At 48.3% G+C, this 18,709-nt stretch carries 22 protein-coding genes and 1 pseudogene; 5 read left to right on the top strand and 18 right to left on the bottom strand.

What is annotated here, in order from left to right; all coding sequences use genetic code 11:
- The first annotated feature begins 41 nt into the window (after positions 1-41).
- The 5 genes from Q0274_RS08030 to Q0274_RS08010 all read left to right on the top strand — a co-directional run bounded on the left by Q0274_RS08030 (position 42) and on the right by Q0274_RS08010 (position 5,123).
- Positions 42-761, top strand: a complete 720-nt coding sequence (locus Q0274_RS08030; RefSeq protein ID WP_298028797.1) for a VacJ family lipoprotein — start codon at positions 42-44, stop codon at positions 759-761.
- Between the two features lie 2 nt (positions 762-763).
- Entirely contained in the window at positions 764-1,348 is a 585-nt protein-coding gene (locus Q0274_RS08025; RefSeq protein WP_298028796.1) for an ABC transporter substrate-binding protein, read from the top strand.
- 23 nt (positions 1,349-1,371) lie between these two features.
- Entirely contained in the window at positions 1,372-4,119 is a 2,748-nt protein-coding gene (locus Q0274_RS08020; RefSeq protein WP_298028794.1) for an MMPL family transporter, read from the top strand.
- A gap of 276 nt (positions 4,120-4,395) precedes the next feature.
- Entirely contained in the window at positions 4,396-4,578 is a 183-nt protein-coding gene (locus Q0274_RS08015; RefSeq protein ID WP_298028792.1) for a hypothetical protein, read from the top strand.
- Between the two features lie 128 nt (positions 4,579-4,706).
- The gene (locus tag Q0274_RS08010) at positions 4,707-5,123 is read left to right on the top strand and encodes a hypothetical protein (RefSeq protein ID WP_298028790.1); all 417 of its coding nucleotides are present in this window, start codon (positions 4,707-4,709) and stop codon (positions 5,121-5,123) included.
- Positions 5,124-5,279: 156 nt separating this feature from the next.
- On the opposite strand, the gene trxB is transcribed toward Q0274_RS08010, so the two are convergent.
- The 18 genes and pseudogenes from trxB to mqnP all read right to left on the bottom strand — a co-directional run bounded on the left by trxB (position 5,280) and on the right by mqnP (position 18,707).
- On the bottom strand, positions 5,280-6,224 hold the full coding sequence (gene trxB / locus Q0274_RS08005; protein ID WP_298028788.1) for a thioredoxin-disulfide reductase: 945 nt from the start codon (positions 6,222-6,224) through the stop codon (positions 5,280-5,282).
- 110 nt (positions 6,225-6,334) lie between these two features.
- A complete protein-coding gene (gene trxA, locus Q0274_RS08000) occupies positions 6,335-6,649 on the bottom strand; it encodes a thioredoxin (protein WP_005869718.1) in 315 nt (104 codons plus the stop codon).
- Between the two features lie 70 nt (positions 6,650-6,719).
- On the bottom strand, positions 6,720-7,058 hold the full coding sequence (locus tag Q0274_RS07995) for a YraN family protein (RefSeq protein ID WP_298028786.1): 339 nt from the start codon (positions 7,056-7,058) through the stop codon (positions 6,720-6,722).
- Between the two features lies 1 nt (position 7,059).
- Positions 7,060-8,328 (bottom strand): homoserine dehydrogenase, encoded by a 1,269-nt coding sequence (locus tag Q0274_RS07990; RefSeq protein WP_298028784.1) that lies wholly within the window; start codon positions 8,326-8,328, stop codon positions 7,060-7,062.
- The gene (locus Q0274_RS07985; protein WP_298028782.1) at positions 8,328-9,533 is read right to left on the bottom strand and encodes an LL-diaminopimelate aminotransferase; all 1,206 of its coding nucleotides are present in this window, start codon (positions 9,531-9,533) and stop codon (positions 8,328-8,330) included. The genes Q0274_RS07990 and Q0274_RS07985 overlap by 1 nt, the downstream gene beginning before the upstream one ends.
- A gap of 527 nt (positions 9,534-10,060) precedes the next feature.
- Positions 10,061-11,080, bottom strand: a complete 1,020-nt coding sequence (locus tag Q0274_RS07980) for a hypothetical protein (protein WP_298028780.1) — start codon at positions 11,078-11,080, stop codon at positions 10,061-10,063.
- Positions 11,052-11,753 carry a 23S rRNA (guanosine(2251)-2'-O)-methyltransferase RlmB gene (rlmB, locus tag Q0274_RS07975; protein WP_298028778.1) on the bottom strand — a complete coding sequence of 234 codons (702 nt, stop codon included), beginning with the start codon at positions 11,751-11,753 and terminating at the stop codon, positions 11,052-11,054. Before rlmB ends, Q0274_RS07980 begins: the two co-directional genes overlap by 29 nt.
- Positions 11,754-11,788: 35 nt before the next feature.
- Positions 11,789-12,604: a 16S rRNA (cytidine(1402)-2'-O)-methyltransferase gene (rsmI, locus tag Q0274_RS07970; protein WP_298028776.1), complete on the bottom strand. Its 816-nt coding sequence runs from the start codon at positions 12,602-12,604 to the stop codon at positions 11,789-11,791.
- Positions 12,605-12,805 (bottom strand): 50S ribosomal protein L31, encoded by a 201-nt coding sequence (gene rpmE, locus Q0274_RS07965; RefSeq protein ID WP_005869728.1) that lies wholly within the window; start codon positions 12,803-12,805, stop codon positions 12,605-12,607.
- Positions 12,806-13,145: 340 nt separating this feature from the next.
- Positions 13,146-13,802: a 16S rRNA (uracil(1498)-N(3))-methyltransferase gene (locus Q0274_RS07960; protein WP_298028873.1), complete on the bottom strand. Its 657-nt coding sequence runs from the start codon at positions 13,800-13,802 to the stop codon at positions 13,146-13,148.
- Positions 13,802-14,284, bottom strand: coding sequence for a hypothetical protein (locus tag Q0274_RS07955; RefSeq protein WP_298028773.1), 483 nt, complete (start codon positions 14,282-14,284; stop codon positions 13,802-13,804). Before Q0274_RS07955 ends, Q0274_RS07960 begins: the two co-directional genes overlap by 1 nt.
- Positions 14,285-14,661: 377 nt before the next feature.
- Positions 14,662-14,883 carry a hypothetical protein gene (locus Q0274_RS07950; protein ID WP_298028771.1) on the bottom strand — a complete coding sequence of 74 codons (222 nt, stop codon included), beginning with the start codon at positions 14,881-14,883 and terminating at the stop codon, positions 14,662-14,664.
- Complete coding sequence (locus Q0274_RS07945) at positions 14,883-15,464, bottom strand: 6-carboxytetrahydropterin synthase (RefSeq protein ID WP_298028768.1); 582 nt, start codon at positions 15,462-15,464, stop codon at positions 14,883-14,885. Before Q0274_RS07945 ends, Q0274_RS07950 begins: the two co-directional genes overlap by 1 nt.
- Entirely contained in the window at positions 15,461-16,204 is a 744-nt protein-coding gene (locus Q0274_RS07940) for a 4Fe-4S cluster-binding domain-containing protein (RefSeq protein ID WP_298028871.1), read from the bottom strand. Before Q0274_RS07940 ends, Q0274_RS07945 begins: the two co-directional genes overlap by 4 nt.
- Positions 16,184-16,426, bottom strand: a pseudogene (locus Q0274_RS07935) (7-carboxy-7-deazaguanine synthase QueE); the annotation flags it as partial. The gene Q0274_RS07940 and the pseudogene Q0274_RS07935, both read right to left, overlap by 21 nt.
- On the bottom strand, positions 16,423-17,388 hold the full coding sequence (moaA, locus tag Q0274_RS07930; RefSeq protein ID WP_298028766.1) for a GTP 3',8-cyclase MoaA: 966 nt from the start codon (positions 17,386-17,388) through the stop codon (positions 16,423-16,425). The pseudogene Q0274_RS07935 and the gene moaA, both read right to left, overlap by 4 nt.
- Positions 17,389-17,468: 80 nt before the next feature.
- The gene (locus tag Q0274_RS07925; RefSeq protein ID WP_005869739.1) at positions 17,469-17,828 is read right to left on the bottom strand and encodes a hypothetical protein; all 360 of its coding nucleotides are present in this window, start codon (positions 17,826-17,828) and stop codon (positions 17,469-17,471) included.
- A gap of 9 nt (positions 17,829-17,837) precedes the next feature.
- Complete coding sequence (mqnP, locus tag Q0274_RS07920) at positions 17,838-18,707, bottom strand: menaquinone biosynthesis prenyltransferase MqnP (RefSeq protein WP_298028765.1); 870 nt, start codon at positions 18,705-18,707, stop codon at positions 17,838-17,840.
- Positions 18,708-18,709 lie beyond the last annotated feature (2 nt).

Genomic DNA, 18,709 nt, shown 5'->3' with positions numbered 1-18,709 from the left:
TTTGTAAAATCGCCACTTTGATTTATAAAGAAGGGTCGCATTTGAAATTTATAAAAATTCTATTCTTAGCCGCGGCATTGGCACTTTGCGGTTGCTCGCAAAAGCAAGACATAGCGCCTGGCGATACAGATGGTTTTGACGAGGAGTTTGCCAAGCGCGAGGTTTTCGATCCGCTTAGCGGCTATAACCGCGTTATGACGAGCTTTAACGACGTATTTTACTCATACATATTAACCCCCGTAGCCAGCGGCTACGATTACGTAATGCCCGATCCGATCCAGGGCGCGTTTTCAAATTTTTTCTATAATATTTTATATCCGATGAGGCTCGTAAACAACCTATTGCAGGGTAAATTTGAAAATTCTTGGGACGAGACGAAGCGGTTTTTGATCAACTCGACTGTGGGCTTCGGCGGGCTTAACGATATGGCGGGCAAATACTACGGAATTCCGCGCCACGACGAGGATTTCGGGCAGACGCTAGGATACTGGGGTGTGCCGGCAGGTCCGCACATCGTCTGGCCGATTTTGGGGCAGAGCAATCTCCGCGATACAGCAGGACTTGTCGGAGATTATTTTTCAAACCCGATAAATTATATTAAAGATGGCACGGTGCGAAACTCCGTCAATGGATTTAGAATATTTAACGACTACTCGCGCGATCCGAAATTTTATGAAAAAATGACCAAAGATGCAGTGGATCTATATCCGTTTTTGCGCGATGCTTACGAGCAAAATCGCGAGAAATTAATAAAGGAATAAAAATGAAAATTTTAAAAGTTCTAGCGCTTTGCGGAGCGCTTTTGATTTCGGCGCACGCTATTAGCGATGCGGATATCGAGCCGGTGATGAGCCAAAAGGTTGCCGAGGCCGTAAATATTATGCGAAGCAGTACTCCAAAAGACGCAAAGCCCGCAAAAATTTTTGCACTTTTTGACGGCTATTTTGATTATAAAATGATGGCAAAGCTCTCCCTTGCGAAGCATTACGCTAGCCTTAGCCCGGCGCAGATCGCAGAATTTGATAAGGCCTTCGAGGCGCATCTAAAGCGCTCCTTTATCGAAAAGCTTTCGCTTTATACCGATCAAGATATGAAGGTGCTAAGTAAACAAAGCCCGAGCGATAAGCGCCGCGTGCTGAAAACGCAGGTCATCGGCGAGCAGAAAAACTACGACATAGATTTTAAATTTTATCCTACCGGCTCTGATTGGCGCATCTACGACGTCGATATCGTGGGCGTCAGCCTCATTCAGACCTACCGCTCGCAGCTAGGCGACGTAACGCAAAGCTTGGGCTTTGACGAGCTTATAAAGCGGCTAAATTCCACCGTCATCAATAGCGGCGAATAGCAGCGCGCCTAAAAGAGCGGTATTTGAAAAAAATTTTTCGCTTAATCGTCGCGTTTCCGAAAATCACGCTTGCGCTTTTTACGGCGCTGGCGCTGTTTTTCGGATATTACTCCACAAAGCTTGAGATCGACGCTTCAAGCCAGACGCTTCTACTAGACAATGACAAAGACCTTCAAATTTGGCGCGAAGTATCTAAACGCTACGAAACGCCAAATTTCTTGGTGCTTGCATACACTCCCGCTGGCGATCTTTTAGCGCCCGAGACGATCCGCAAAATAGCGCAGATGGACGCGGCTTTTTCCAAGCTTGATTTCGTCGCTAGCGTCACGGACATCACGAACGTACCGCTTTTGCTAAACAAAGGTGGCGGCATGAGCGAGCTGCTTAAGCACATACCCACTCTTACCGACGCGGACGTAAATTTAACTGCGGCTAGACGCGAGTTTGCCACGAGCCCCTTTTACGCGTCAAATTTAGTAAGCGCCGATTTTCGCACTACCGCAATTTTGATAAATTTAAAACCGCAGACCCGCTACGAGGAGCTTTTGCGCCTAAGAGACGGAGCTAAAAGCGCTCTAGAGCAAGCGGAGCACGAGGGCAACCGCTCGGGGGCTCAAATTTCAGAGCTCAAAGACACGCTTAAAGTTGCGGAGCAAAATTTTAAATCCTACCGCGACGAACTACGCGAAAAGGATCACCGCGATATCATGGCTTTGCGCGCGCTGATCGCGGGCTTTGAGAAGGAATTCGCGGGCGACCGATTGTTTCTAGGCGGACTGAATATGATCGCAGACGATATGGTAGGCTACGTCCGCTCGGATCTGGCGACCTACGGACTCGGCGCTTTGGTGCTTCTGCTAGCTTGCTTTTGGCTCTTTTTTAGACAGGCCAAATTTATCCTACTGCCGCTTATCATCTGCGCGTATTCGGTCGTGCTCGCAGCGGGATTATTCGGCTTTTTGAGCTTTGAGGTCACGGTGATTAGCTCAAATTTTATAGCGCTTCAGCTCATCATCACGGTTTCGGTCTGTATCCACCTAATCGTCGCCTACCGCGAGTTTAGCGCGCGCTTTCACGCATTTTCGCAGCGCCAGCTCGTTTACGCAGTGCTTCGCGAACGCGCAAGACCCTGCTTTTTCGCGATCTTTACGACCGTTATCGGCTTTATGTCGCTAATTTTTTGCGATATAAAACCCGTAATTTCTCTGGGAATTATGATGAGCGTAGGCATCAGTATCTCGCTAGTTACGGCGTTTGGAGTATTCGGCGCGGTTATGTCGCTTCTGCCGCGCACGCACAATAACCGCAGCTTCGAGCAGCACTTTAAATTTACGCTTTGGTGCGCCGAAACGGCGCTGCGTAGCAGAGGCGCGGTCTATGGAGTGTGCGCTGCGGCGGTGATCTTTGGGCTGTACGGTATCTCGCAGCTGCGCGTCGAAAATAGCTTCATCGGCTACTTCAAAAAAAGCACCGACATCCGCGCAGGTATGGAGGTCATCGATACAAATCTCGGCGGAACGATCCCGCTTGATATCGTCGTTAAATTTAAAAGCGCGAGCAGCGCAGATCCCGCTAGCGAGAGCGAAAATTCCGCAAGCGGCAGCGCAAATTCTAAGAGTGGCGAAAATTCCAATCCCACAGGACAAAATTTTGTTGCAAATTCTACTCAGCAAAATTCTATCGCGCAAAATTTCAATGATCAAAATTTTTCCGAGCAAAACTCCGCTGCGGCAACACAACCAAGCGACGCCGCAAATTCGGATCAAACCCACGCCGCAAATTTAGAGCAGAATTCCACCGCGAGCGACGATTTTGGCGATTTCGAAGCCGAATACGCCGCCAACGAAAACAAGCCGCAGTATTGGTTCACCTCCGAAAAGATGCGTATCATCGGCAAAATAGATGATTTTTTGAAGGATAAAAACGTCACGGGGCATGAGTTTATCGGCAACGTAAGCTCGCTCGCATCGCTTTTAAAGCTCGGCAAGCAGATTAATCAGGGGCGCGATCTGGACGATCTAAGCCTTGCTTTGATCTACTCTGAAATGCCCGCAAACTACCGCGAATTGGTGCTTTCGCCCTTTGTAAATATTGAGGCAAACGAGGCGCACTTTAGCATCCGCACGATAGATAGCGATCCGAATCTTCGCAGAGCGCAATTCCTAGCCGATCTTAAGCGCGATCTGAACTCCCTGCTCGCCAATGATAACGTCACGGTGCAGATTAGCGGCATAATGGTGCTTTATAACAATATGCTTCAAAGCCTGATGAGCTCGCAGATAGGCACTCTGGGTATTACCGTGCTCGTGCTTTTCGTGCTTTTCGTGATCATCTTTCGCTCGTTTTCATACGCTCTTATCGCGATCGTCGTAAATTTGATCCCGCTTTGCGCCTGCTTCGGCATTATGGGGGTTGCGGGCATTCCACTAGATATTATGAGCATCACGATAGCGGCGATTAGCATCGGTATCGGCGTTGACGACGTCATCCACTACATCTACCGCTACAAGCGGGAGTTTGCGCGCCTGGGCGACGAGGCTGCGGCGATCCGAGCGAGCCACGCAAGCATCGGATACGCGATGTATTATACGTCGTTTGCGATCATTTTGGGCTTTAGCGTGATGATGATGAGTAATTTCTGGCCTACGATCTACTTCGGCCTGCTGATATGTCTGGTGATGAGCCTGCTGCTTTTGGGCGCGCTCATAATCCTGCCGTCGCTAATAATGAGCCGAAAGGGCTTAAAATTTAGCCTCTTTAAAGCTAAATAAATTTTATCTTGCTATAATTCCCGCATTTGGAGAGGATGGCGACCTGGTGGCGTCTGCGGACTTCAAATCCGATAGGAGGGCGGTTGACCGTTTTCCGGGGGGTTCGATTCCCTCCCTCTCTCGCCGAATTCTTTTAAAAATTCCATCTTTAAATTTTATCTTTCACGCTTTTAACCACGTGCTTCACGAATTTATCTCAAATTTCGGCTCTAAATTTATCCGTTATTAAACAGAGATGGGTAGCATTGCTCGTTAACTTTTCTTGAAGGAGCGAGTATGAAATACGCATTAGGCGCTGCACTTGCGGCATTTATTTTTGCAGGATGCGGCGATGACGATGTGGGACTTGTGAAAAACTACACTCTGCCAGATTTTGAATCTATGAGTATCGGTACGGCGATCGAGGTTCGAAAATCTGCAAAAATATCACGTGGAGTAAAGAGGAAAATAGCGGATTAAAAACGGTTAAGATGGTCTGCGACGTGGATGTAGAGCAGAGGCTTAAATCATATAAACAAGAGATGTTGGACTCGTCTTTAAAAAGGGTTATGACTTTTTATTAGGGTAAGGCTTACGACGCGCAGGGTTTGCTTAAGCTGGCAAAAGAACACTGCAAATTAAACGAAGCTAAATTTCAAGAAGCGCTTAAAAACCAAAGGCAAAATAGAATTTTTGAGGAGAAATGGAAGTCGGTCGATTGTGACGACAAATTAAAAGGGGAGATACTAAAAGAGAGCAACACAGAAATCTACATAGACTCTATTATGGAGCGCTTAAAAGCAGCCATTTATTACTCGCAAATAACCGCAGAACAATTGGACGCGAGCTTCGGACATAAAGAAGGCGGATCATCAAAGCTTGCTATCGAGCTAAATTTTATCGTAAATGAGGGTAAAAGCGTAAATCTGTCTGATAAATTTAAACTTATCACGAATGGCAAAGAAGATCCCGTGAATAAAATGAAGTCAAAAGATGTCATAGCAGGCTTCTACGAAAGGCAATAAGCGCCTCATCTCGCGGCTAAATTTTATGAAATTTTAAAATTTAGCCGCTTTTTTATATCAAAATTTCATTCAAAATTTTATGTGAAGTTTTAAATTTAAAGCGCGGCGGAAGCAGTTTTGCCCGCCGCGCCGTGAAATTTTGCTCCGAAGATAGGTTTATTTATCGTGTCCTTGCAGATACGCAATCGCGCTAAGTGCGGCAACCGCGCCGTCGCCTGCCGCGCAAACGACCTGTTTAGGCGCATCCTGTCTCATATCGCCCGCCGCGAATAGCCCGTGTACGCTTGTTTGCATCTTTAAATTTACCGCGACCTGTCCGCCCGGCGTGACGTCGCAGATAAACTTGCCGCTTTCGTCTTTTAGCACCTCGTTTCGTACGTCAAGCCCCACAAATACGAAGATCCCAGGCAGCTGCAGCTCGCGCGCGGCGCCGCTTGTTTTATCCTTGACTACGACGCCAGTTACGCCGCTTGCATCGCCTTTTATCTGCTCTACGAGCGCGTTTGTGATGAGCTCGATATTTTCACTTTCGCGCACCTTTTGCACGGTCGAAGGCGCGGCGCGAAACTCGTCCCTGCGGTGGATCAGATAGACTTTAGAGCAAATTTTAGCTAGATACAGCGCCTCCTCTAGCGCCGTATCGCCGCCGCCGAGGACGGCAACCTCTTTGCCTTTGTAAAAAAATCCGTCGCAGGTCGCGCAGGTGCTAACGCCGCGACCGAAGAACTCATCCTCGCCCTCGATCCCCGCGCGGCGCGGAGTAGAGCCGGTAGCCACGATAACGGCGCGAGTGCGACGCGTTTGATCGCCCTCAAGATAGATCGTAAAATTTCCGTCGCTATCTTTTAAAACGCGCAGCACGCGCACCATCTCATGCTTCAGCCCGAAGCGAAAGCACTGCTCCTGCCAAGGCGCCATAAAGCTCATCCCGTCGGTCACCGCAGCGACGCCCGGGTAGTTTTCCATCTCGGAGCTTGAGGTGATCTGCCCGCCGGGCATCCCCATCTCAAACATCACGACGTCCTTTAAACCGCCTCTTGTAGCATAAAGCCCCGCCGCTAGCCCCGCAGGACCGCCGCCGATAATTGCTAAATCTAACATTTTTTCTCCTTAATTATTTTATTAAGTAAAGCCGCGAGCGTTAAATTTACGAGTTTAATTAATAAAACGATGAGTGAGAGGAGAAAGGGCGAAAGCCGCCCTTTTGAAATTTACAGAAGCGAGTTTAGCTTGTCGGCTATAATCTGCTTGGATTGCGCGCCGATGAGCTGAGCTTTTAGCTCGCCATCTTTGAAAAATAGTATCGTTGGGATCGAGCGAACGCCGAACTGCACCGCAAGATCCTGCGCTTCGTCGGTATTTACTTTACAAATTTTAGCCTTGCCGTCGTAATCGTTCGCAAGTTCCTCGATGATCGGGGCGATCATACGGCACGGTCCGCACCAAGGCGCCCAAAAATCGACTAGCGCGACACCCTCTTTAGTAACGTCGAAATTCTCCGAAGTAAGCTCTATATACTTCCCCATAATGTTCTCCTTGTGTTAAAATTCTGCGGATTATAGTTCATTATCTTAAATAAATAATAAAAATTCTAATTTAAAAAGATATGTTGGCGATAAATTTTATCTGCTTTGGATAAACTTCCACGACGTCGATCTGCCACGGCTCGTCCGTATCGCAGCTCATCAGATAAAATTCCGCCGCCTTTAAAATTTTAGCCATCTTGACGCCCGTCACGCGCTCTGCGGCGTCGTAATCGCCGCTCGTGGCCTTCACCTCGACGAAGTGCAAAATCCCGTCTTTGCGCGCGACGATGTCAATCTCGCCGAAGCGGCAGCGGAAATTTCGCTTTAAAATTTCAAACCCTTCGCCGCGTAAAAATTCCGCCGCACAGTCCTCGCAAGCAAAGCCGAAAAGATATTCTTTTAAGCTCAAGTTAGCTTTCGATCCTGATCATAAAAGGCTTTTGCGTGATAAAATTTTCGCCGCTAATCACGCTTATTGCGCGCTTGATATCTTTCTCGCAGCACGTATGCGTCGTGAAAAACAGCGTCACCTCCTCGTCCGTTTTGAGCTTAGGCTTTTGCAAAAAGCTGTCGATCGAAAGATCGTTTAAGCTCATAATGTTCGTAAGCTTCGCCAGCACGCCCTTCTCGTCGCGCACGCGCAGCCTGAAATAATACTTCGTGCGGATCTGCTCGCTCGGCAGAATTTGCATAAAATTTTCGCTCGGCAAAATTTTATAGCCGAGCATTGGATTTTTATTATCGCGCGCGATGTCGATAAGATCGCTTATAACCGCACTTGCCGTAGCGCTTCCGCCCGCGCCGGGGCCGTAATACATACTCTCGCCGACACAGTCTCCGTAGATGCTCACGCCGTTCATCACGCCGTCTACTTTTGAAAGCATTTGATCTTTTGAAATGAGCGCAGGATGGACGCGCAGCTCGACTTTGTTGTCGCACGCGCGCTTGGCTACCGCAAGCAGCTTGATTATGAAGTCAAATTCGCGCGCAAAATAGATATCCTCCTGCGTGATCTCCTCGATCCCCTCTATTAGGATATCTTCGGGGTCGCCGTGCACGCCGTATGCGATGCTAGCTAAGATCAAAAGCTTATGCGCTGCGTCGAACCCACCGATGTCAAAGCTTGGATCGGCTTCGGCGTATCCGAGCTCTTGAGCTCTCTTTAGCGCGTCTTCAAATTTCTCGTTTTTTTGCATCATATTCGTAAGGATAAAGTTGCTCGTGCCGTTTACGATGCCGATTATTTTTTCGATACGATTGGCGCTTAGCCCCTCGCGCAGGGTTTTGATAATCGGAATTCCGCCCGCTACGCTCGCTTCAAAACCAAAAGGCGTATCGCCTGCCAAAGCCTGGAGCTTGTAGCGATGATAAGCCAAAAGCGCCTTATTTGCTGTAACGACCGCCTTTTTGCGCTTTAAAATTTCGCTTACGATCTCGTAGGGCTTTTCTACCCCACCCATAAGCTCTACAAAAACGTCGATGTCATCGCGCTCGATGATACTTTGTGCGTCGCTGCTAAGCGGAATTTGCACGCCCCTTTTTTTGCTCGTATCGCGCACGAGCCCGATTACGGGCTCTATGCTAACGCCTGCGCGCGCAAGGATGATATCTTTGTTTTTGATCAAAATGTTTGCAACTTCGCTACCTACGGTGCCGACGCCTAAAATCGCTACCTTCATCAGATCTCTTTCAAATATTTTTTTATATTTCTAGCAGCCTGGCGGGTCCTGTTTTCGTTTTCGATAAAAGCGATCCGCACGTAATCGTCTCCCGCCGCGCCAAAGCCAACGCCCGGGCTTACGGCGACGCGCGCCTTGGTAAGAAGCTGCTTGGAAAACTCCATACTTCTTAGATGAGCCGCCGCTGGCGGTAATTTCGCCCACGCAAACATCGACGCGCTAGGTTTTGCGATCTGCCAGCCCGCGTCCGCAAAAGCGTCAATCAAAAAATTTCTACGCTTCTCATAGCTCGCGCGGATCTGCTCTACGCACTCCTGCGACCCGTCCAACGCGATCGTGGCGGCTACTTGGATCGGCGTAAACATGCCGTAATCAAACCACGACTTGATCTTTTTAAGCGCGGCGACGAGCTTTTTGTTGCCGCTAACAAAACCTACGCGCCAGCCCGCCATATTGTAGGTTTTAGAGAGAGTGTATGCCTCGACTGCGACGTCCTTCGCGCCCTGAACCTCAAAGATCGACGGCGTTTTGTAATCATCGAAAGCGATCTCCGCGTAAGCGATGTCGCTGATGATATAAAACCGCTCCTGCCGCGCCATCGCCACGAGCCGCTCGTAGAAGCTTTTTTGCACGACGACAGTGGTGGGGTTGTGCGGGAAATTTACGACGACGTATTTTGGGCGCGGAATGCTCTCGTCGAAGGTTTTTTGCAGATCGATGAAAAATTTATTCTCATTAAAATTTAAATTTTCATCATAGGCAAGCGGGATTTTAACGACGTTACCGCCTGCGATAATGAAGGCTTGAGTGTGGATCGGATAGGCAGGATCGGGCACCACCGCGACATCGCCCGGATTTACGATCGCGCTTGTTAGATGCACGAAACCCTCTTTAGAGCCCATCACGGCGACGATCTCGCTTTCCGGATCTAAGATCACACCGTATTTGCGCTTGTACCAATTCGCGCACGCAAGTCGCAGCTTGTAGATGCCCTGGCTTACGGAGTAGCCGTGCGTTTTGTCCTTTTGCGCGCTTTCGCAAAGCTTGTCTATTATATGCTGCGGCGTCCTGCCGTCGGGATTGCCCATCGAAAAATCGATTATATCTTCGCCAGCTCTGCGCGCCGCCATTTTTATGGCATTGACCTCGGCAAAAACGTAATTGGGCAAACGCTCGATTTTTGAAAAACGGATTTCGTCAAACATCTCAAACCTCTTATCTTAAAGTAATTTTCAAGCTTTATTTAAAATTTAGCGCCTTAATGCGCGATCTGTGCGTGCGCACGTAGGCAAAATTTCAAGCCTTAGCGGCGATGCGGCGGCGCTTTTTATATTGCTCGAGCAATTTAAACTTTTACCTCGCTAAAATTTTAAAACCGCGGGGGGCGGAGGCGTTGATCGTTTAAATTTATCGCGTCGCGACCCTTTGCGGCGCTGTTTAAATTTACGTCCGATCAAAACGATAACGATCAAAGCTTCTGTTTTGCACGGCGCCGTGGACTACACCTCTTAAATTTAGCGCGCTACCGCAAGCGCCCGCACCGCTTAAAATTTTATCGCACCGCTAATTTTACCTGCGCCGCTTAAAATTCTATCTAAGGCGGCGCGGTTCAAAACCCTCTAAATTTACCCTCGTGGGTTTATTTTAAGTCGCACTCGCCGCAGCGGGCCAAAATTCTATCCTCGGCGGCGGCGAAGCCCTACCAGTGAAAAACCGCGCGACAGCGAGGATTTTACCACTTCTTACCCTTGTTTAGGCGCAGAAACTCGTCGGCCGAAATTTTAGTGATATTGCCATCTTTAACGTGAAATTTTTGAGTGTTCCTTTCGCTGAAAGTTACGTTGCCATCGGCTTTACCGAGCTCAAACATCCCGTGACCGGTAGAGATTAGCAGCTCCTCATCTCCTTGCGAAGCGACGACGTAAGGGGAATTTATGACCATCTCGCGCTTCTTGCCACTTTTTAGATCGATAACGCCTATCCACATCTTACCGCGCGGGCTAAGCACGATATCTTTGCTCGGCGCGGGTTTGCTTTGCGTGGCGTTTTCGTCGGTAAAATTTTCCTCAGTCTTAATGCTCGCGCGCTCGATCCTGATAGAGCGGTCCAGCGCGTTTAGCGAGCTTAAATTTTCATCCGCAGCAGCGGCTGCATTGGCATCTGACTTTAGTGCGAATTTTTCATCTGTAGCGTTGTGCGAAACGACGTCGATACCGATGTTTTCAAGCTTTTTTTGAGTGTTATTTACGATCGGAGCGTCCGAGTAGGTGGTTTTGTTTTGTTCCCATAAAAGCGAGCCCAAAAATTCGCCGAAGCTTTTATAAAGTCCGAAATAAAAGATTGCGCCTATGATTAATACCATTGCAAGCAGCCATAAAAGCCAACCGCTGCCGCTTTTGTTAGGGCTGACCCTTTGACCATAAACCTGCTCGACTTTGGCTTTTTTAACAGGCGCAAAGCTCGCTTTGGCGCTCTCAAACTCGCTAAGCCAGTCCGATAGATCCAGCCCGAACTCGCGCTCTAAAATTTTAATGTAACCCTTCACGTTAAAATTTGCCAGCTTCTCGAAGTCTTTGTTTATGATGTATTCTAAATTTTGCGCGTCGATGCGCGTCGTGCGCGCAATCTCGATCAGATCCATAGATTTTAATTTATCCAGATCGCTGCTTTTTGGCTGCTGTGTTTGCTCCGGCTTCTTGGTTTGTTCCGCCTGCTCGTCCGTATTATTTAACTTCTCTTCTATTTCTTCCATTTAAAATTCCATCGCATAGTATCGCAAATGCTGCGCTTACGTTAAGCGAATCCCAGCCTTCGCGCATCTTTATTGATACCGCGCGGTCGCATTTTTTAAGTGCTCTAGCAGGTATCCCCTCTTCTTCGTTCCCCATTACGAGTGCGTTTTTCGCGCCGAGCTTTAACTCCTTAAAGCTCGTCCCGTCCGCACTCGCGGCGTAAATTTCAAAGCCGCTCTGTTTAAGCTCGTTTATCACGTTAAGCCCGTCTGCGGCCTTAACGACGTTTAGCTCATACGCCGCGCCCGAGCTCGCGCGCACTACGCCCGCCATATTTAGATTATTTGCGACGACGATCACGCTGTCTGTGCCCAAAGCATAGGCGCTGCGCATTATCGCGCCGATGTTCCCGATGTCGGTAAGTCCATAAAGGATCGGCACGAATTTATCGTCTTTGACACTAGCCAGATCGCCGAAGCTAAACTCCTCCACCTCGGCCAAGAAGCCTTGATGGTTGCCGCCGCGAGCGAGGGCTTGAGCTTTTTTCGCATCGGCGCGCTCAATCTTTACGCCGGTCGCGGCGATCTTTTTAAAAATTTCTTTCTCGCACTCCTTTGCAAGGATGATGCGGATAAATTTCTGCGGATGCCGGTTTAAAAGGTGCAAAAACAGCTGCTTGCCGTAAATAATCATTTTAGGATTTTAGCGAAAAACGGTTAAAATATGACTTAGCGTATCAAATTTTTATATATTTCTTTGGCGGGTTCGCCGCTGATTTTTGAGAGCAGTTTCGCTTTTATTTTCGGCGCGATCTCAAGCGACGAAATATCTTCCTGCGTGATTTTTTCAAAGCTTTTCTCGCCTGCGCCGTCAATCACGACGCACCATTCGCCGTTTAAATTTGCGCCGTTTAGACTAGATAGAACCTCTGCGGCGCTACCGAAAAATTTTGTTTCAAATTTTTTCGTAGCTTCTTTGATCGCAAAAATTTTGCGCTGCGCATCGATCCCCGCGATCTGCTCTATTAGCTTTACCACGCGTTTTGGGGATTCGTAGAGCACACACGGATAGGGGCTTTGCATTAAATTTAAGATCTGAGCTTTGCGCTGCGCGCCGTCATTATTCAAAAAGCCCAAAAAGCTAAATTCTTTCTCCACCAGCCCGCTTGCGGCGGCTGCGAGCAGCAGAGCGTTTGCGCCGCTAAGCACCTCGTAAGGCACACCGCTTCGTTGCGCAAATTTTACGAGCGCGATCCCCGGATCGCTGATGCAAGGCATGCCTGCGTCGCTTACGTATGCGCAAGCTTTTTCGCGCAGAAGCGCCGGATCAAAGTCAGCGAAAAATTCCGCTTCGTTGTGCGTGTGCAGCGAGTAAAACTGTGAAATTTTAAATGAAATTTGAAATTTATCGGATAATAAGTTTAGAAGTTTTTTTGAAACCCTCGTATCCTCGCAGATTAGGATTTCGCAGCTTTGCAATACCTCAAGCGCGCGGCTCGAGATATCGCTTAGATTTCCTATCGGCGTAGGAATGAGATATAGCAACTATTTCATTCCGTATTTTTGCTTAAATTTCTCGACGCGGCCCGCGCTATCTACGATCTTCTCGCTGCCTGTGAAAAACGGATGGCAATTGGAGCAGATATCGACGCGGATCTCGGCCTTGTTCGAGCGCGTTTTAAAAGTATTTCCGCAAGCGCAAGTAACGGTCGTTTCGACAAAGTTTGGGTGAATATCTTTTTTCATTTTTAATCCTTTTTGATGATTTTAAAAGGCAGCGATTATACAACTTTTTTATCTAAAAAGCAAATTTAAAGGGTTTTAAAAATCTCTCGGCGAAGCGGCGGATTTTCTTTCGAGCAAGCTTTTTGGACGCAAAATTTTAAAATTTAGCCCGCTTGCGGGTAAAATTTTATTTCACTGCAGCCTACTGCGGCGTGCAAAATACAAGTGCGCGAAGATACGCCGCGGCAAATACGCGCAGTGCATCAAGCCGCCGATAAACATAGCGGGTCGCGCAGAGTAAATTTTAAATTCCAAAATTTAAAACGCGCGATCTTTTTAAATTTTAAAATTTGCCGAGCGCTTAAAACATCAATTTTGCGCAAGTTGCGATCAGCGCGGTGTTTGAGCGCAAAATATAGGGGCTATTAAGCGCATAGGCGTTTTTAAATTTCTCCCTTTCGCGCGGCGAAAATCCGCCCTCGGGGCCTACGAACGCGATCTCCTCGCCGCCGAAAATGTCGATGTTCTTGCCGCCAAAATCGATCAGGCTTACGTTTTCATATCTTTGTGCAAGCTCGTCCGAGCCGCCCAAAACCTCGATCTGCATGATGGAATTTCGCCCGCATTGCTGCGACGAGTTGATCAAAATCCGCTCCATCCTTTGCGGATCGAGCCGCACGTTTTTCTGCGACAGATCGGCATAGACCAAAACAAGCCGCCCGACGCCCATCTCGTTTAGCGCAGGCAGGCTCTTTTCGATCACGGCGCTCTCGACGACCGCCCAAGCGACGCAAAAATCGTGCGGCGGCGTAAAAACAGAGCTTTTAAAAACTAAATTCAGAGCCGCGCCTTTGCGCGAAATTTCGGCGATCTCATATAGATAACTCGCCCCGTCCTCAAGATTGCGCACGTCTATGCGCTCGCCCGCCCTTGCCCGCCTGGCCTTTAGGTGTAAAAACTGATCATTCTGCAAAACTAGGCTCTGTTCGCCTGCAAGCTTATCGTAAAAATATACCATCAAATAACACTCGCTATCAAAATTATCGCTAAGCTTAGCCCCAAAATCACCCGCATTTTGCGCTGATACGGCGCAAAGTTTTGGCTCAGATACGCGATTTTTAGCCGCTTGTAAGACGCCGCGCCAAGTATGATCATCGCTAGAGCTGCGGCCGCCATGAAATAAATTCTAAAGCTCAGATCAAAGCGCAGCACCGCTAGCATCACGCTCCCGCTAATTATCAGCGCCGCGATGCACGAATAATAGATCGGCAAAAACAGCCTGATGCGCCTAAGAAATCTAAGTCCCGATCTGCTCTTTTGCTTTAAATTTTCAGCTTGCGGCGCAGAGGCGGCGGAATTTAAAGCCTTGCCGCGCGAGCAAAATTCCGTCGCCGTATCGATCTTAAGCTGGGTAAATATCAGATAAATTATCGTTAAAATTGTCGCAGCTAGCGCAAAAAACTTATGAAAGCCCAGAGCGCTTTGATACAGATAATCCATCAATTCCGCCAGGGAGTTAAATTTACAGTATAAAATTTTGCGTGACTAGAGCCGAAACGACCGAATTTCAACGCAAACTTTTTCGGCGCGAGATAAAACGGATCGGCTCTGCGCCTTTGAAATTTTAAAAACTCTTCAAAGCGGCTGCGGATATTTGTTGCGTTAAAATTTATCGCACGCTCTCTTAACCTCGGTTTCGCGCAGCATATCTCGCGCCAAGAATGAAATTTTGCAGATAAAGCTTTATAAAATTTAAAATTTCTCTGCGCAGATCGCACGGGCAAAAAAGACGCTAAAATCGCGCCTACGCGCCGCATACAAACCACGCAAATTTTAAAAATTTTCAAATTTAGCCGCCGATTTTTCAACGCTCCGTCCTATTCGGTCACCGGAAGCGGCAGCATATCGGCATTTATATCGACTTTGGGCTCGCTAGGCGCGATAGGTACGTCCTTCGGCACCTCGCTATCTACCGGCGGCTTTTGCAAGGTGTCCTTTTTCTCATCGTCGCAGCCGCTCAAAGCAAGCGCGCAGGCAAAGATCGCGCACGCGGCAAAAACGCGCATAAACACCGCGTCAAATTTAAAGAAATTTCTCATCAGCAATCCTTTGGATAGATGATTTTTTCGCCGCGCAGAAGCTTTTGCCAAAGCTCCGGCTGCCTCCATTCCTCGCGCACGGCCGGCGAGAATTCTATCTCTTCCAGCGCGATCTCGCCCATCTGCGCGTTGTAGGCGTCCTCGCGGAAACACTGCGCGTAGCCGGTCGCGGTTTCGTGCACGATGACGCTGTGAAGCTTTACTTCGCGCTCGCCGTTTTGCATCTGAGTCAGGCTCAAAAGTCGGTCGATTAGAACGAAAAAAATTCTACAAAACTGCTCTGCGCTCGGATTTAGCGGTATCTGCACCCAGCGCGCGCTGTGTTTTTTCAGATCCGCGATGTAGCTCGCATCATCGCGCGCATAGATCGTCACGGCGTGGTCAAAACTGTCGATAAGCTCGCGGATACCGAGCTTCATGTAGCCGAAATCATATACCATCCCTGCTTCATCCAAAAAATTTGAGCTAAGCAAAATTTCGCATCTGTAGGAGTGGCCGTGGATGCTCGTGCGGCACCGCTTCGAGCCGCACAGGCGCACGATGTGAGCGTTTTCGAATTCGTATAATTTCCTGATTATCATACCCCGTCCTTCTCGCCCCAAATTCTAATGTGCAGGCGATCGGAGTAATTATAGCCGTTTTTTAGGCAAAAATCCACGCAAAATTGCGCGCCGCTTTCCAGCTCGCGACGATCCGCGCCGCGCGGCATACAATAAACCTCGCTCTCGCACGCCGCTAAAATTTCGGCAATTTCGGGCTGCGCGTCAAACTCGGGCGAGATGACGAACTTGTAAAAGCTATCCTTCGCGTTTTGTTTTAAGCTTCGCAGCGCGGCGAAGTTTAACCTGCGTTCGCGCGGCTCAGCGGAGTTTGAAAGCTTAGGCGAGACCGCAAAGACGCAGCTTTTGTAGGCGGGAAATTTTTCAAAATCCACTAAAATCGTACCGTTGGTTTCGAAGTGCACTTCGTATCCGCGCGCAAGCAGCTCGCAGACGAACTCGTAAAATAGCGCCTCTTTGTGATGCAACATCGGCTCGCCGCCTGTAATAACGACGATCGGCTTTTGATAAAGCTTAGCGCTCTGCGGTGATGCGGAGCTTTGCGGATTTAAATTTAAAGAATTCTGCGCCGCGAAATTTAAAGAATTCTCGCTCGTTAAATTTAAAGATTTTTCTGCATTACTGTTTGAGCGGGGAGGCGTTTGTGCGGCGGCGAAATTTAACGTATCGCTTTCAGAAAAAGACTCCGCGGCGCAAAAACCCAGCGCAGAGCATGCGGGTGCGGAACAGGACGAACCTGATAAATTTGGAATTTTATTCAAAAGCTGCGCTAAATTTAAAATTTCTTCATGCTCGAAGTGATTTGTAAAAACCGCGCGGATCGTATCGCAGCCGCGCAAGATCTCGCCGGTCTTTGGCGAAATGCGCTCGCCGCCGAAGCCCCCGCAGCGCAGATTGCAGCCCGCAAAGCGAAAGAAAAACGCGAGCCTGCCTGCGTATTTGCCCTCGCCTTGGATACTTAAAAAGCTCTCAACAAGCCTCATCCGCCCGTCTCGTAAAATGCACGGCTTGAAATTTCATTCGAAGCGTCCGCTTGCCAGCGATTTTTTTCGGGCTTATTCGCTAAAATTTTAGCCAAAATTTCGGCGGCTGCGGCAATGTCGCCCTCTTTGACCGCCTTTTTGATACTTAGCGCGTCCTCGAAGTAAAGACACGGGATCAAAAGCCCCTCGGCGCTTAGTCTGATGCGGTTGCAGCTCTCGCAAAAATCGTGCTTGTGCGGATCGATGATACCGAAAGTGTAGCCGTCTGCTAGCGCGTAAAGCGACGCGGGCGAGCTTTGCGATTTCGGCAGAGCGGTAAAGATAAATTTACGCCTTAAAATATCTAAAATTTCGTTTGATTTTAAGCCTGTAAGATCGCTGGCATGGGTGTTTTCCATAAATTCTATGAAGCGGATCTGGCAATCCTTCTCGCGGGCAAATTCCAGCAAATAGATCAGCTCGTCGTCGTTGATGCCTTTTAGCGCGACGGTGTTTAGCTTGACTTTTAATCCCGCTTCAAGCGCGGCGTCAAGGCCTTCTAAGACGTTATAAAGCACGCCGCGCTGAGCTATAAATTTAGCCCGCTCCGGACGCAGAGAGTCAAGCGACATATTGATGCGCTTTAGCCCCGCGTTTTTCAAGGCGCGCGCGTAGTTTTTGAGATAATATCCGTTGGTAGTAAGCGCAAGATCGATGTCCGGAGCATAATCCGCGATCATCTTTATAAAATCTTCGATCCCCTTTCGCACTAGCGGTTCGCCGCCGGTGATGCGGATCTTTTTTACGCCGCCGTCGATCGCAACCTTGACGAATAAAAACATCTCCTCAAAGCTTAAAATATTCTCTCGCGGCACCCAATTAAAGGGCGTAGTAGGCATGCAATATCTGCATCTGAAATTACACCGCTGCGTAACTGAAATGCGCAAATAATCGATCGTTCGTCCAAATTTATCAATTAGCATATTTTACCTTAATATCAATTTGCGGCGATTATATAAAAAACAAAGCGATTTTGCAAAATTTTATTTTTATATTGCTCTGGCTATTTTCTTACAGAGCCGATGAGTTCTTTAAGCTGATCCAGAAGCGGTCTGATCTGCTTTTCTACCCGCTCGTCGATCATCGTAGGCACTACGTCTAGTCTCTGCTCTATCGTCTCGTCGATTACGTCTGCAATCGCGTTTATATCGATATTAGGAGCGACTTTGCCGCCCGAATCGATCATCTCTTTTAGCTCCTCGACCTTCTTTTTAAGCAGATAGTTTTCCTGCATAGCATCGGTCAATACCTGATCGAATCGCTCGAATTTTTTATCCGCTTGCTTATCCTTAAAATATATGACGAAAAACATCAAAAATATAACGACGCAAAGTCCTAAAATGATGATAGTGTTAAGATCCATAGGGGTTCCTTAAAATAAATTTACAAAAATAAAAGCGAAAAACGCAATGCCCAAGTAGCCATTCAGCGTAAAAAACGCGCGATCGATCTTGCTAAAATCTTTCCGCACTATCTTATGCTCAAAGTACAGGATCGCCGCGCACGCAGCCACACCAAGATAGGCAAAAAAGCCTAAATTTGCCGCCGCGCAAAACAGCAGCCAAAAAAGCACTGCTACGGCGTGAAAAATTTTAGAGATAAACATCGAAGCTTCCTTGCCGTAAAGCGCAGGGATGCTGTAAAGCCCCGCCGTGCGGTCAAATTCCATATCTTGAAGCGAATACAGCACGTCAAAGCCGCCTACCCAAAATACTACCCCGAGACACAACAGCACCGACCATAGCGGAATTCCGCCGCTAACGGCGATCGCGCCCGCAATCGGCGCAAGCCCCAAGCAAAAGCCGAGCATCAAATGCGCAGTCTCACTAAAGCGCTTAAAATACGAATACCCGCCCAATGCCGCTAAAATCGGCACCGAAAGCTTAAACGCCAAAGGATTTATAAGCGCCGAAACCGCTATGAAAACCACCGCGTTTGCGATGATGAAAAGCAGCAAATTCCCGCGCCCGATCCGTCCGTCCACGCTAGGGCGCGAAGCGCAGCGCGGATTGGTGCGGTCGATGTCTTCGTCCAAGTAGCGATTTAGCGCCATAGCGAAGCTTCTTGCGCTCACGGCGCATAAAGTCCCTAAAAAAAGCAACTTCCAGCCGAACCATACCGAGCCGTTTTGCAGCTTGCTCGCGGTAATCATCGCCGTAAAGATAAACGGCAGCGCGAAAACCGAGTGTTTAAAAATTATTAATTCGTTGATATCGGATAAAATTTCTTTAAATTTAGCCATTT

It is taken from the genome of uncultured Campylobacter sp., assembly GCF_937973075.1.
GTDB lineage: Bacteria > Campylobacterota > Campylobacteria > Campylobacterales > Campylobacteraceae > Campylobacter_B.
Note: the sequence above shows the minus strand (reverse complement) of the source record. Positions and strands in the feature narration are given on the sequence as shown.

Excerpts from the sequence above, each read along its gene's own strand:
- Q0274_RS07945 (WP_298028768.1), bottom strand. The coding sequence starts at position 15,464 with ATGATAATCAGGAAATTATACGAATTCGAAAACGCTCACATCGTGCGC.
- Q0274_RS08025 (WP_298028796.1), top strand. The coding sequence starts at position 764 with ATGAAAATTTTAAAAGTTCTAGCGCTTTGCGGAGCGCTTTTGATTTCG.
- Q0274_RS07950 (WP_298028771.1), bottom strand. The coding sequence starts at position 14,883 with ATGAGAAATTTCTTTAAATTTGACGCGGTGTTTATGCGCGTTTTTGCC.
- Q0274_RS07960 (WP_298028873.1), bottom strand. The coding sequence starts at position 13,802 with ATGGTATATTTTTACGATAAGCTTGCAGGCGAACAGAGCCTAGTTTTG.
- moaA (WP_298028766.1), bottom strand. The coding sequence starts at position 17,388 with ATGCTAATTGATAAATTTGGACGAACGATCGATTATTTGCGCATTTCA.
- mqnP (WP_298028765.1), bottom strand. The coding sequence starts at position 18,707 with ATGGCTAAATTTAAAGAAATTTTATCCGATATCAACGAATTAATAATT.
- Q0274_RS07985 (WP_298028782.1), bottom strand. The coding sequence starts at position 9,533 with ATGTTTGACGAAATCCGTTTTTCAAAAATCGAGCGTTTGCCCAATTAC.
- rlmB (WP_298028778.1), bottom strand. The coding sequence starts at position 11,753 with ATGATTATTTACGGCAAGCAGCTGTTTTTGCACCTTTTAAACCGGCAT.
- Q0274_RS07955 (WP_298028773.1), bottom strand. The coding sequence starts at position 14,284 with ATGGATTATCTGTATCAAAGCGCTCTGGGCTTTCATAAGTTTTTTGCG.
- rpmE (WP_005869728.1), bottom strand. The coding sequence starts at position 12,805 with ATGAAAAAAGATATTCACCCAAACTTTGTCGAAACGACCGTTACTTGC.
- trxB (WP_298028788.1), bottom strand. The coding sequence starts at position 6,224 with ATGTTAGATTTAGCAATTATCGGCGGCGGTCCTGCGGGGCTAGCGGCG.
- Q0274_RS08015 (WP_298028792.1), top strand. The coding sequence starts at position 4,396 with ATGAAATACGCATTAGGCGCTGCACTTGCGGCATTTATTTTTGCAGGA.
- trxA (WP_005869718.1), bottom strand. The coding sequence starts at position 6,649 with ATGGGGAAGTATATAGAGCTTACTTCGGAGAATTTCGACGTTACTAAA.
- Q0274_RS07980 (WP_298028780.1), bottom strand. The coding sequence starts at position 11,080 with ATGGAAGAAATAGAAGAGAAGTTAAATAATACGGACGAGCAGGCGGAA.
- Q0274_RS07990 (WP_298028784.1), bottom strand. The coding sequence starts at position 8,328 with ATGAAGGTAGCGATTTTAGGCGTCGGCACCGTAGGTAGCGAAGTTGCA.
- Q0274_RS07925 (WP_005869739.1), bottom strand. The coding sequence starts at position 17,828 with ATGGATCTTAACACTATCATCATTTTAGGACTTTGCGTCGTTATATTT.